At 50.4% G+C, this 14266-nt stretch carries 10 protein-coding genes; 2 read left to right on the forward strand and 8 right to left on the reverse strand.

The genetic code is table 11. The features are described from left to right. Positions 1-12: 12 nt before the first annotated feature. From KDM89_RS09095 to KDM89_RS09130, 8 genes are all read right to left on the reverse strand, one after another. A complete protein-coding gene (locus KDM89_RS09095; protein ID WP_212687628.1) occupies positions 13-2265 on the reverse strand; it encodes a bifunctional diguanylate cyclase/phosphodiesterase in 2253 nt (750 codons plus the stop codon). After that, positions 2258-4138, reverse strand: coding sequence for a sensor histidine kinase (locus tag KDM89_RS09100; RefSeq protein WP_212687629.1), 1881 nt, complete (start codon positions 4136-4138; stop codon positions 2258-2260). Before KDM89_RS09100 ends, KDM89_RS09095 begins: the two co-directional genes overlap by 8 nt. Positions 4139-4392: 254 nt before the next feature. Further along, the gene (locus KDM89_RS09105; RefSeq protein ID WP_212687630.1) at positions 4393-5499 is read right to left on the reverse strand and encodes a substrate-binding domain-containing protein; all 1107 of its coding nucleotides are present in this window, start codon (positions 5497-5499) and stop codon (positions 4393-4395) included. Between the two features lie 269 nt (positions 5500-5768). Then, positions 5769-7274 carry a S41 family peptidase gene (locus KDM89_RS09110; protein ID WP_212687631.1) on the reverse strand — a complete coding sequence of 502 codons (1506 nt, stop codon included), beginning with the start codon at positions 7272-7274 and terminating at the stop codon, positions 5769-5771. Between the two features lie 149 nt (positions 7275-7423). Continuing rightward, a complete protein-coding gene (locus tag KDM89_RS09115; RefSeq protein WP_212687632.1) occupies positions 7424-8233 on the reverse strand; it encodes a GIN domain-containing protein in 810 nt (269 codons plus the stop codon). 25 nt (positions 8234-8258) lie between these two features. After that, entirely contained in the window at positions 8259-8999 is a 741-nt protein-coding gene (locus KDM89_RS09120; protein ID WP_212687633.1) for a DUF1700 domain-containing protein, read from the reverse strand. Positions 9000-9169: 170 nt separating this feature from the next. Continuing rightward, positions 9170-9667, reverse strand: coding sequence for a hypothetical protein (locus KDM89_RS09125; RefSeq protein WP_212687634.1), 498 nt, complete (start codon positions 9665-9667; stop codon positions 9170-9172). 561 nt (positions 9668-10228) lie between these two features. After that, positions 10229-11320, reverse strand: coding sequence for a porin (locus tag KDM89_RS09130; RefSeq protein ID WP_230427759.1), 1092 nt, complete (start codon positions 11318-11320; stop codon positions 10229-10231). 920 nt (positions 11321-12240) lie between these two features. Between KDM89_RS09130 and KDM89_RS09135 the strand changes: the two genes are divergently transcribed. Then, a complete protein-coding gene (locus KDM89_RS09135) occupies positions 12241-13428 on the forward strand; it encodes a M20 aminoacylase family protein (protein WP_212687635.1) in 1188 nt (395 codons plus the stop codon). A gap of 74 nt (positions 13429-13502) precedes the next feature. Next, positions 13503-14078, forward strand: coding sequence for an ATP-dependent Clp protease proteolytic subunit (locus KDM89_RS09140; protein ID WP_212687636.1), 576 nt, complete (start codon positions 13503-13505; stop codon positions 14076-14078). Positions 14079-14266 lie beyond the last annotated feature (188 nt).

The following is a 14266-nucleotide window of genomic DNA, read 5'->3' on the forward strand; positions in this document are numbered from 1 at the left end:
TCCGGCGCAAATTTAACTGGTTTGCGCCGGCATCAGTAATGCAAAGGCCTCTGACACTTTCAGTGGCGGATAATAAATATACCCCTGGATCTGATCCACGCCGAGCGGGCGTATGCGCGCCAGCTGCGCTTCCGTTTCCACACCTTCAATCACTGTTTCCATGTGCAATCCCTGCACGATATGAATAATCCCCTTCAGTAACTGGTAGGCATGCTCGTTGTCAGAAATTTCTGAGACAAAGGTCCGATCAATTTTGATTACCTGCAGCGGTAATCGCAGTAAATAACTCAGCGAAGAAAACCCCGCCCCGAAATCATCGAGCACCATAACGAATCCGAGCTCGCGTAATTCCCGCAGGCGTACAATCGACTGATCTGAATGAATCAGCGCATTCTCAGTCACTTCTATCTGTATCCGGGAAGTTTCCAGCTGATGCCGCTGAAAGATCTGATAAAAATCACCGACAAAGCTGTCGTGGTTCAGTGAATTCGCTGAAATATTCAGGGACACCGGGGCAGTCATCTGAGGTGCAGCTTTCAGGATTTCGCAAAGCCTTTCAGCCACGTATAAATCCAGATCATAATTCAGCCCTGATTTTTCGACGGTGGGAATGAATGCCGTCGGCGGGATCATGCCGTGTACCGGATGCTGCCAGCGTATCAGTGCCTCAAACCCACAAACTTCAGTTGACTGCATATCGACTTTGGGCTGCAGCATCAGATAAAGCTCTTTCTGCTCCAGCGCTATCCGCAGACTGTTGAGCAAATTCATCCGGTTTCTGGATTCCTGTTCAAACTGCTCGCGGAAAACTTCACCCGACCCGCGTTTTTGTTCCTTCGCTACCTTTAACGCAATCTCTGCCTGTCGTAACAGTAATTCCGGTGAAATATCATCATTTCCGCCTGTCGTACTGGCCTCACCCGCTGTCATGCTGATTCGAATCGACTGGCCATCTACCCAGACTGGTTTGGAGCTGCGGAGAGCCACGTCATGCGGCCCAAGATGCGTATCTTTCAGGCAAACCGCAAACACATCAGCATGCAGGCGCGCGATTGCCACTGCCTGTTCAAAATAACTACTGAGCATCTCTCCGGTCTTCTTCAGTAACTGATTGCCGAATTCATAGCCCAGCGACTCAACAATATGATGAAAATAATCCAGATCCAGCACAAATACAGACCACCGTGCATGATTGCCATCCGTCAGCATACTGCGGCTGATCTGATCAATCAGCCCAAGCCGGTTTAACAATCCGCTGACCTGATCTTCATAGGCTGCCGTATTCAGATAACTGAAAAATTTTGCATTCTCCAGACCCAGTGCAATATTCATACAAAACAATTGCAACAGTTCCTGATCAGCATCTTCAAAACTGACGGATTCTTCGGAAACAATAACCCCTTCCCAACCGGAAGGAGTTGTTAAATACAATGCGGCATTACCATCACGATAACAGTGGTTTTTCTTTTCCAGCGCTTCTGCAACAAATCCCGCGATTGGTAAGCGACCTTCCAGCTGACGTAAATCTGTACCGATATACTGTTGATACTGAGTATCCGCTGCCACCACAATGTAACCACCGTTACCGGACTGAATCGCGTAGGGCCCGCGCAATGGCTTTTGTGATACGCAAAACAGGCTGCGCGAACTCAGTTCAAACAATGCTTCAATCTGCTTCAGTACACCGCGTGAAAAATCAATCACCGATCTTTCCTGCAACATCGAAGCGGATGCGTGAATAATATTCCGCAAGCCCTGCCTGCTTTGCTCAATCGACTGTAATTGCTGAAAACTGCGAATCGCCGTGGCAATGGATGTAAATAATTTATTTCTGGTTAACTCACTTTTAGTCTTGTAGGCATTGATCTCATACCGGATGATGACCTGCTCTTCCGGTGCATATCCTGCCTGACCTGTGCGCAAGATGATCTGTACATGGGAATTCCTGAGTTCATTACGAATCCGGTCTACCAGGCAGAGTCCGGCATCGTGTGTTTCCATCACTACATCCAGTAAAACAAGGCAGGTATCGGGATGGTCCTGTAGCAGCGTATAACCTTCAGCCGCAGAATAAGCACTGAGAAAAATCAGCGGGCGTCCGTAAACCTCCACGCCTTTCATCGCCATTTTTGTAACCTGATGCACATCAGCTTCATCATCAATAATGGCAACCTTCCATGGCTGCAGCTTTTGTTGCACCGATTTCCCGGAAACATTACCGGCCACATCATCTTCGGAAAAAATCTGAATAAACTCTTCATTCATGTGTTTTCTCCTTTTCAGGAACGGTTACCGGCAGGATCAGATGAAAACATGCGCCTTCGCCCGGCTCACTATCGACAGTAATTTCGCCACCTAAAATGCCGGTAACAATGTTATAAACAATATTCAACCCCAGTCCTGAACCACCCTGCCCCAGTTTTGTTGTAAAAAAGGGTTCAAAAATACGGGACAGATTTTTTGCCGGAATCCCTGCACCGTTATCACTGAAACTCAGCAAGACCCGTTGTTCCTCCTGAATCGCAGAAATAGTGATAGAACCTGTTTGCTCTTCGGTAAATGCGTGCAATAAAGTGTTGTTGACCAGATTTGAAATCACCTGACCAAACGGCCCCGGATAGCTGTCCAGGAAAATTGTCTCCGGAATCAGTACCTGAATATCGATAGCTCTGCGCTTTGTCATGTGATGCAAGGTTTGCAGAATACCCTGAACAGTTTGCTGCAAATTAAATAAGCGCCGCTCTTCACTCGCCTGATCAACAGCAACCTGTTTAAAACTCTGAATCAGATGCGCTGCCCTGTGCAAGGCAGTCTGCATGACTTGCAAACCTTCTTCTGAATCACGCTGAAACTCTTCCACATAAGTACGCCGTAATTGTCCTGCCTGCATCTGACGGAAAAAATCGCGCAAATGATCTGAGAACGTCGTTCCCATCGTCAGCGCAATTCCCAGCGGCGTATTAATTTCATGAGCAACACCTGCAACCAGCGAACCCAGCGATGCGAGCTTTTCACTTTGCACCAACTGACTTTGAGCCTCTTTCAAAGCCTCAAGCGCATCCTCGAGTTTTTTCTTTTCCTGCATTAAAACCTGCTGATGCGCACGGTCTTTTTCCTGCATTTCATCCAGTTGCGCAAGATCATTCTGGAATTCGCGCAGACTGGCAAATACCTTACCGATTTCATCACTTTCAAATTCGAAAATCAAATCGCGCCGTCCCTGCCGGAGAAGTTCAACATCCGCCTTCAACTGGCGCAGAGGAAAACTGATACTGTGCGCGATACGTCGCAATACCATGGCTGAAAGTAAGATCAGTAAGGCAGAACAGCACAGAATGATCGTCACACGCTGCACGTAGCGAAATGCAGTGAAATCTGACACTAAAACCGATAATGCCTGAAAGTCCTGCTCCATTTCGTGCGCAGCTTTACGCAATAAGTAGTGCGTGCCTTCATTTTCTGAATAGCCCATCAGGCTACTGATACGCACAACATTCTGAAAATGATCCCGGTATTCACGAAACATCTGTTGATGTGACGCAGGCAACCCGGGCTGCATTTCCGTAGCCAACCGTTCAAATTCATGTAACAGGTCATCCTGAGGATCAAACAAAAACAGTTGATGTAGACTTTGCAAACGCACCAACCCTGTTTTGAAATTTCGCTTATCTTCAGCAAGATCGCTGATCATACGGATAGAAAGCCTGTTCAGCTCATCGGAGAGACCTTCGTTTTTATAGATGCCTAATTGCCTGCGATATTCAACATATTCGAGAAAATTCACCCGATAGGTCAGCATTGCCTGCTGCAACATTGGCATTTTCTGGCTGTGAAATCCGGCGCGTTCCAGCACGCTAAACCACTGATCAATTTTGTTTGATAAGGCTTCACTGCGCGCCTCAAATTTCTGCAGATATTCCGGTTTAAGACGGGCAATAAAATCCTTCTCATCACGCCGCAGATTCAGCAACTGAATTTCAGATTCCGTCATGCCCATACTCATCTGATGATCTTCCAGATAAGAAGCATGCTCATACAGCAAAAGTGCCAGCAATATTCCGATAACCGCAGCAAAATACGCGGCCAGAAATGCCATGCGCTGACGAACTGAAAAATGGCGAATCCTTGAAATCGGCATTAGCACTCCGCAAACAAACATCATTCGTACAGGTCACCAAATTATTGGCGACACGACCGTTTTTGTTGCCGCTATCCGCAGCGATTACGAGTAGTAAATCTTCTGCAGTTTCAGAATAGTGCAAACACAGTATGACCGGAAGACATCTGCTATGAATGCATGCAAGTGAGTCACATCACTACAACGGATGATGTACATATACACAACAAAAAAACCCGCCTGAAAAAGGCGGGTTTTGATCAGGACACACCGGATCAGTGTCCCCAGATACGCTTGTATGTAGCTTTATAATCGTTAGACGGATCAAATGTCAGGCGATTACCGCCATCGTAAGAAATGTTTTGTGATGTGGTCAGATGTGGCTGAGCGTGGTAGCCACTTGGCTGCTGATTATTGAATGCGCGATTCAGTTCATCCACCAGTTGCCAGGCGTGCAGCGCCAGAGGTTCTGGAACCGTACCAACCTGAACTGCACCAGCTTTAATCCGCTTATACGCATTTGCAGAACCATCTCCTGCAGAAACACCGGAAACTTTATTTTGTCCGAACACAGCAGCAATTTGCGGATTTTCGAGGAAATCAAAATAGAAGTCGTTGACAGCGATAACATGAGTCCACTTGCTCCCGTGTTTTTTCGCCGCATTTTCGATGGTTTGTCTGACACGTGCCGGAGAATCGAACAATGGCACGTCTTCCACACTCAACAAACGACAGCTCTCACACTGCTTGATAACTTCTGTGATTCCGGCTGCACGCTGAGCGAGGTAAGGATTGGTATTATCGGTCAGTACAACAATACCGGCTTTGCCATTAGAGTCCGCAATAGTTGCCATTGCAGCGATCTGTCCGGCTTCTTTTGGCTGTGTTCCGATATTAGTGAATAAGCCATCAGACGCGCCTGTTTTGCCGGAGGCATGCCAGCCAACGACAGGGATATGTGCATCCACTGCTAATGGCAAACCTTTTGCCTGAGTCGCCACGTCAACGCCGACCAGAACAATACCGTTCGCTTTCATATCGATGGCTTGTTTAATCAGGCCGGCACCGGTACTGCAATTACCACGGCAATCAATGAACAGTACTTCCCATGCACCGGCGGCACCAGCCTCACGCATATTATTCAGAATAGCAAGAACGCCTGCATCGCGCAGATCCTGGGCGATCAGCACAATTTTTTTTCCCTTTACCAGCCGCGGACCATCAACCGGCCCGTCCCACTTATTTTTCAGCGAAGCAGCTCGCGCAGTTTTTGCATTCGCACGACTGAGAAACTGCATCGGATTTTCCTGTGCTGCAGCATCTGCAATCATCGATACCGCTACAAACATCAAGGTCAGGCACTTACTGGTGAAAGCACTCATGATACTGGCTGGTAAAGTTTATGTGAGCTGCACGGAAATGTTCCGGCAGGCATATTTTTATGTCCGGCGCTGCGTTAAAGTTCAGCAACCGGGTGGTCAGCAAAGAGTATTCAGAATTACCTCTGGTGTAAACATACTTTCCTTTGTTACGCGGTATAACAAAATAAAACCGGCGAAAAATGCAGCTTTTTTGCCAAAATAACGACAAATAACCACATTTTTCACCGGAAAGGTGCATAGCAGATCAGCAAGCGGATCGCTGAAGAGTATTAAGAACGGGATTTTGTTACATCTTCCTCTATCATTTGCATAAAATTCTTCGCCGACCACTCCAGTTTCCCGAACAGAATATGAGGCTGGTACGCAATTCCGTTTCCACGCGGGCGATTCAGATACACTTTATTCGGTATTACGGTCACACCAAAGCCGGATGGTAATGGAACGGTTCTGACTTCCATGTAAGTGGAATCTGCACCGGTCGGCGCGCCAATGAAACGCACACGGTCGAATAACTGGAAAATATCCAGCGCATCCAGACAGGCACTGACACAACGCGACGGCACAATCACATACACCGGTGCCGACAACGCTGCCGGGTCAGTTGCGGTGTCTGCTCTGGCTTCACGCATGTTCATAGCCACCGGTGCAGGAATCGCTTTAAAAAACGGTTCACCGGCTTGTTGAGCGATACGCATCTGGGCCGCCACTTTTTCCAGCATGTCTGCAACCGGAAGCTGCCCTTCTTTATGCAGCACTCCCACCAGATTCTCGAGATAAGCAACATTCCCTTCGCTGGCACGCCACCAAACTTGCGTGTCTGCGAAATACGCTTTCGTTCTGCGGTTTACCCTGTCGTCACCCCATAATGCTTTTGCCAGATCACGACTCCAGCCGGAAGATCCGCCTCTGTTATGCCGGAGGTCAATCACAATCGCTGTGGCTTTCTGCAAGTCCTGACGCTTATCCCTGATCTCCTGATACATTTTCCGGTAAGCTTCCCGTTCACTTTCATCCGGGCTGAATGTTTGCGCTGCAATCCAGTACCACCCGGCTTTCGGCGAAGTGATCCCTACCGGCAGCCGCTCACCATCCGAAGCACGACGCTCCCATTCTTTACCCTGTGCGCTGATTCTGGTCCAGCGCAGCGTATGTGCCCAGCGCTTTCCGTCAAGCTCAAGCTCGCACTTTCCGGGTAACTGAATAAACGGATTACCGTTATCACGCATCAGCTTTTCTGCGTGCGTCCACCAGTCGCCCTGATTTTCTTCATGTCCTGCAAACGGGAAAACATTCGATTGCAGCCAGGTGCTGACAGGTTTTCCGTCACAGGCTGTCAGTACCGCACCCGCCGGCACTTCTGCCAGCTCAGAAGCGTAGACCATCATTTTGTCAGCACGCCAGACTGCGTGAAACCCAGGCCATTTCTGCGCATATACACTGTCTGCAGGCAACGTGACCCGGACACCGGCATGTCCGTCATGAATCAGATTATTAAAAATCTGCAGCGCTGCACGATAGCCGCCGGCATCTGTTACCGACGCTGCATAGTGCAGACTGCGTTCCTTTGCCTGAATCAGGCGCGCAAAAAAAGCCGGATTTTGCGGATCAACCATGCCAGGATGATTGTTTTTAGTTTCAAGATACGCAGATTCGATATCATTGCGGGCAGTCTGTTGCCACACCTCTGGCGTATCCGGTAAAGGCGGAGCTGAATCTGCGAATGCAGACAAAGAGAAAATGGTGCTACTCAGCAGCACCATTGACAGACGGGTCACGATTGTTTTCATTATTCTCGGTTATGGCAATCTGATATATTTTATTAAAATAATTATTGAGCAAATAATTCATTGTTAATTTTATCGCTTTATGCGTAACGTTTAAAGCGAACAAAAATTTCCTTACCGCTCTCTCTTCAACACCGGAATTATTTCCAGATCAGATCGCCCTGAGATTGTTTTTCTATGTGGCGCTTAGCAGGACGACCAATCACAGTCACATCACCACTGCCATTCATCACAACACTGGCTTCCTCACTGGCGCACACATGCGCATTACCGCTGCCACTGGTATAAACTGAGAGTATCCTTGTTTCCAGAGATGATGCATTGACATCACCGGTACCCTGAAGTTTCATTTGAATCTGGCGGACATGCCCCTTCAGAATGGCATTACCACTGCCGGTATGCTGTAAATCAATGGATTTTGCCGATGGCAATGTCAGATTCAGGTTTCCGCTTCCGCTTAATACGGCCTTCATTTGCCGGATATTGCTATCTGCCAGAATCTGACCGGAACCCGCCAGTCGTATTTCCATCCGTTCTTGCTCAAACCCACGGACAGTAACATCGCCGCTGGCATCAGAAACCAGCTCTGTCAGTTGCGGCAAATTCAGATCAATTCTCGCTGATTCATGACGATTGACAGAAACAAAGATTCCGCGCGTCGAGATAAACAGTGTTTTCCCCTCCATTCGTGTCGTCACACGCGGTACAAGACGCGGGTCCCCTTTAACAATCAGCTCTGGTGTTGCACCAGGGCGAACCGATAATTCCACCGGACCGGATATCACCACACGCTCAATTGCGGGGGTAATAGTACGGACATCACTGGCCTGCCCGCCGGAAACTGCATCCGGTGCTGCGGGGAGCGAAGCGAAAGCGGAGTGACAGCTCACAGCAACGATAAAACCTGTTATCCATAATCGCACTGGCTGATGCTTAACGGCCGTTTTCATGATGTCCTCCGTATTGATACATGTCTTACGCGCTCTGCAATACCTGACGGTTCCAGCGAAGATACGCGACCAGCCCGCGCCAGCTCAGGGCGGACAATTTAATCATGACCCATGCTGTCAGAAAACTCAGAATAATCAGAAATATGCCTGAGCTGATACGTGGCAATGCAGTCTGACGGAATGTGAATTCCAGCTTGGTAGCACCTTCATCTTTTGTCATACCAGTACCCGGTTGTGGCGGTTCGGATGTTGCCGCAACAACGGCGATTTCACTGCCGCCGGCGATAATCTGACCATGTCTGACTTCGCGACGATGTTCATGGATATCGCCTAGCTGCAACATGTGTGCGGGCACATCCAGTTTGAATTGCTGATTGCCGGATACCGCACTGGCAGTCAGCATAACGCCACTGCCGTACATCATCAGTGCACTGAAGAAACCGGCAAACAGAATGCTCAGCCAGGTGATTGCAGGAACAAAAAGCGCAAAATTGGCCACTGCAAGTCCGCCGAGCGCCAGCAACCAGCGCCAGAATCCGCGCGGACTGAAACTGGTTTTGAGATCACGGTAATTATGCTCAACGATTTTACGGCGGGCCAGAATCTGTGCTGATGGCATAGACTTCAGAACATCTTCCTCTGACATCCCATCCGCCATCTTCTGTTCACACTCTGCCCTGACCGCATTCACAATGGCTTCGCGCTGCCCGGTATGCAGAGCACTCAGCGCCAGCGTAAGTTCTTCAAGATACATTTGGGTATTCATTCTGATCTCCGTGTTGTCTTGTCTGATGAAGTTCAGAATAATGAGACCAGAAGTAGCAATCCAGCGGATTGCGACAGGGTGACAAATTCGGGGAACAAACTGCAGATCACATCAGAACCAACGCAACATCACAGCGCGGCCGGATGCTTTTGTGGCGGAAGCAGGTGATCTCAACCGGCGTGAACAGTGTCGAAGGTGCGCAGCCAGGTCAGCTGGGCAATTTTTGCCTGATTACTAGCGCGGCGACGGGTCAGTGATAATTCTTTTTCGATTTGTATGCGGGTCAGTTGCCAGATTTGCCTTTGTGGCGCTGAAATGATTTCGCGCAGATCGGCGAGGCGGAAGGCAGGTTCGGCTCCCGCCGCACTGAATAGCTGATGCAGGCGGTAATACCCGCCGCCTTCTGCTTCAGAATACACGGTCAGTCCCTGCAAACGCTGGTTGAGCAAAGCAGCGATTTCCGGCGTTGTGCGACCGGCAATCTGCAGCATATCGCGGGCGATCAGGTGACGACAGAAACAGGTTTCATCCCAGTCGCGCCATTCCGGTTCCGGCCTGACCAGCGAACACCAGCCATCACCGTGCCGGTGCGAATATCCGACCTCAATCGGAAAACCGCCACGTCCCGGAGCGGATGCTTCCAGCGCAATCACAACCGGTACCTGCATACTGTATCCCCGCGATGTTGATTTTCCTGCTGCGATTACCAGCACTAGAACTCATTTCATAAATACCCGCGAGATGCGTTTGCCTCATAGCGCGGGCTGGCAAGGGTGCTGCAGGGAATTCATGCAGCCAAGCTGCATGCCTGCGTAACGATGTGCGCTTACCAGCGCACATGCGCCCTGCAAGGGGACAAGGCAGTGAATAGCTGTGCTATTCACAACGAGTCCAACGCTGCCCAGCGTGCGCTATGATACAAATCCTCCGGGAACGGAGGTGCCGGGCGCATCGCTTTGTTGCGTTGCTTGCACAGGCACCAGCCTGTGCTGCTGAGTGTAGCCTTCCGCAAATATGCGGAAGTCGCTTCGCAGGTGGATTGCGGTGCAATCCATTTGTCCTGCTACGCCGCCGCGCACTGCCTCCCGACACCTCGCGTTCGCACTCGTGGCTATTTATGAAATGAGTTCTACTATCACTATAGTCACAAGGCAGTGAATCACCAAAGAAAATGCCGGTGTTTGCATAGGCAGACACCGGCATTTTCTGTCGCGCTGCAGATCAGTACATCAGAACTGATGGCGCATCCCTGCAGCCAGACTGCTGGCGCGTTCCGCATTCGACAGCTTGTCACTCATCATCAGCGCGTACACGTCGGTACGTTTGGACAAACGATAGTCGTAACCAATGGTCAGGGTATCGCGCTTCAGTTCGGCACCAACCAGCGAACCACTGCGGCGGGTATTCGCGAAGCCAGCCAGAATATCGCCACCGGCCACCGGTACTTTTGCACCGAGGCTGTAGGTTTTGTCTTTCATCGATGTATTTGCTGCTGCATCGTTTTTGCTTTGCGAGTAAGTCGCATACAGTTTTGCGACGCTCAGGTCATAACTACCCGCAGCAAACCAGGTTTTCTGATTCGTGACAGAAGCAAAATTGACCGGTGCTGCGGTGGCATCAATCAGTGCGCCCGGTGTCGGATTACCCGCCTGTACCTGATGGTAATAGCCGCTCAGTGCCAGCGGACCATTGAAATACAAGGCATTGATACCGATGTTTTTCGTACCGGTGTCGCCGGTTTTTTCACCGAACTGATAATGCACATTCGCTGTCAGACCACCCATGTCAGGGGTCGTGTAAATGATTTCATTACTCCAGCCTGAATCACCGGCGAGAAAGTTAGGCCAGGTGCGTTTGCCGAAATCACCGTTTGGTACCCAGGTATGCAACACCAGCGGGGAGAAACTGAACGAGTCGCCGAAAGGATTGAAGATGACAGTTGGCAAAAAGCTCGGTGCCAGATCGCGACCCAGCGATACACGGCCGAAGTCGCCTTTCAGTGCGACGTTCGCATCGCGCGAAAACATGGTGTCGCCGAAAAAGCGGCCGGAAGTGCCGGTATCTGCCTGCAGGAAGCTGGTCAGCGCGAATTCTGCTTTCAGACCGCCGCCCAGATCTTCGGAACCTTTAAAGCCAACCCACGATGTCGTCATACCGCCGCTGTTGACAGAAGCACGCGAACCGTTGTCGCCGCTGAATTTGACCGAACCGGCATACACATCGACCAGACCCTGAACGGTAACGCTGGATTGAGCAAATGCGCCGGTGGCGCACAATGCCATCGCTGCTGCGATACCGGATTTGAACATTACTGCTTTCATGAAAAACTCCTGCTTAAAAAAAACCGGCAGGCTGTGCAGACGGGTAGAAAAGCGCACAGCCGGAATGGGCGGGATGATACGCATTTTGCTGCGAACGCACATCCGGAAATCGCAGCATTTCACGCTTTTTCACCAAACTACAACAGATTCGTTATCAATTGATTTATACCGAATCGACAAAGCATAACTAAGCCTCCCGTTTGGTACAGGCGAAAAAAAAGCCCGCTGATATGCGGGCTTTAAATCCAAACCTTAGGAGGTGTTGGAGGAGACTGTTGACACTATACTGCGCCGCAATATTGCTGTCTGCTTTATTCTCGGAATATCCCCTATATGAAACCTGAATATCAGCAATGCGGATGTAACTGCCATGCGTAAGAAGCAGGCTATACGGAGAAAAAAAAAGAAGAGGGAAATCGGCGGGCAAAAAAATAGCCCGCTATTCGCGGGCTTAAATCCAAACCTTTGTAGGTGTTGGAGGAGACAGTTGCCACTATATCGCAGTGCAACATAAATCCCAAGGAAGTTTTTCGCATATCGGTCATTAGTAAACCGCATAACCGTAACGGCACGGTAAACGCTGTAACAAAAGACTGAAGCAAACCGTACCGGCAAAAAAAAACCCACAACCAAGGGGTTGCGGGTTAAATCCAAACCTTAGGAGGTGTTGGAGGAGACAGGTGTAACTTTACTGCAGCGCATCAAATAAGTCTGCTTTATTCTTCCTATATCAATCATTCATGAAGCACATAACTTAGCGGTTTTCGATACCTGCATGCCGACTCTTGCACAGCGTCATGCCTGAAACGCATGAATCTGGTATCGTTATAAAACACTGAACCGGCACTGTGGCAGGCCGGTTTTCATATTGCCCGTGCATACTTAAAACTCAACTGAGGGCAATCAGGAGACTCTCCACTATGAAACTCATTGAACCTATCCAGCAATTGCAGCCTGAAATTCAGGCGATACGGCGCGATATCCATGCGCATCCTGAACTTTGCTATGAAGAAGTCCGTACTGCGGACCTGGTGGCTGACCGGCTGACCGCATGGGGCATTCCCGTCGTGCGCGGTCTGGGCAAAACCGGGGTGCTCGGCATTCTGAAAAACGGTGACAGTCCGCGTGCAATCGGCTTGCGTGCCGATATGGATGCGCTGCCGCTGCAAGAAACCAATACCTTCAGTCATGCGTCGGTGCATGCGGGGAAAATGCATGCCTGCGGTCATGACGGCCATACGGCGATGCTGCTGGCTGCTGCGCGCTATTTATCGGAGCACCGCCATTTCAATGGCACGGTCTATCTGATTTTTCAGCCTGCGGAAGAAGGTGGTGCCGGTGCGCGGGCCATGATAGAAGATGGTTTATTCCGCGATTATCCGATGGAAGCCGTATTCGGCCTGCACAACTGGCCGGGGCTGGCTGCCGGACAGTTTGGTGTGCGCAGCGGCGCGATGATGGCATCATCGAATGAATTTTATGTCACGGTACGTGGCAAAGGCTGTCACGCGGCACAACCGCATCGTGGTACAGATCCGGTGATGACCGCCGTGCAAATGGTGCAGAGCTGGCAAACCATCATCAGCCGCAACGCCAGCCCGCATGAATCGGCGGTGTTGTCGGTCACGCAAATCCACGCCGGCAGCGCGACCAATATCGTGCCTGACGATGCAAGCATCTGCGGCACAGTCCGTACCTACAGCAATGAAATGCTGGATCTGATCGAAACCCGCATGCGTACGATTGCCGAACACACGGCAGCGGCGTTCGGCGCCAGCGTCGATTTCCGCTTTAAACGGAATTACCCGCCGCTGATTAACCATGAAGCCGAAACCGCATTTGCAGTTGGCGTAATGCGCGAACTGGCCGGTGATGCAATGGTGGATGCGGACGTGGAGCCAACCATGGGTGCGGAAGATTTCGCGTTCATGCTGCAGCACAAGCCGGGGTGTTATGTATTCCTCGGCAATGGCGATGGCAGCCACCGCGATGCCGGTCATGGCCTCGGCCCCTGCAATTTACACAACCCGAGTTATGACTTTAACGACGATCTGATACCGGTCGGCGCAAGTTACTGGGTACGGCTGGCAGAAACTTATTTAAAATAGTGCAAGGTCAGGACGCTACCGTGTTTCACAGGAATCCGGTAAGCTGAGTTTTCAACCATTTACAGAATGCAACTATGTCCGAACAAAAAGACGATAACGCTGTCCGCAGCAATTTTCTCGAAGAAAAAGCTTTTCAGTCGCGCACTGTGCTGGTGTTCGGCACGATCAATGACAAACAGGCTGCTGACATCAGCAAACGCCTGATCGCGCTGGCAGCAGAATCGGCTGATCCGGTCACCGTGCTGGTCTCTTCGCCGGGTGGCCACGTGGAATCCGGTGATGTGATTCATGACATGATCCGCTTCACCGAATTGCCAGTGAATATGGTCGGCAGCGGCTGGGTTGGCAGTGCGGCAGTCACGGTATTTTTGTCGGCACCGAAAGAAAAACGCGTTTGTCTGCCAAATACCCGCTTCCTGATTCATCAGCCTAGTGGTGGTTGCGGCGGCCAGGCCAGCGATATCGCGATTCAGGCACGTGAAATCGTCAAAGTGCGTGAACGCATTGCTAAACTGATCGCGGCACAAACCGGTCAGTCGCTGGATAAAGTCACTAACGATATCGACCGTGATTACTGGATGACTGCAGAAGAAGCGCTGGAATACGGTCTGATTTCCCGCATCATCGAGCGCCAGAGCGACCTGCGCTGATCACTGCAAGCGCTTAGCCAGAACATCCCCGCCTCCTGACCGGACGCGGGGATTTTTTACGTGTCCGGTACGGCAACCATTAAGCCGGCTGTGTGGAGCCGGTTTTTGGCCTGAAAATGCCTCAAATGCGGTGTTCAGCACAGCACCCTGGCGGTCGTCGGCAGAAAGTCCGGGCCTTCGTTTTTGCC

This window comes from Cognatundibacterium luofuense (assembly GCF_018139685.1).
Taxonomy (GTDB): Bacteria; Pseudomonadota; Gammaproteobacteria; order Burkholderiales; family Burkholderiaceae_D; genus Undibacterium; species Undibacterium luofuense.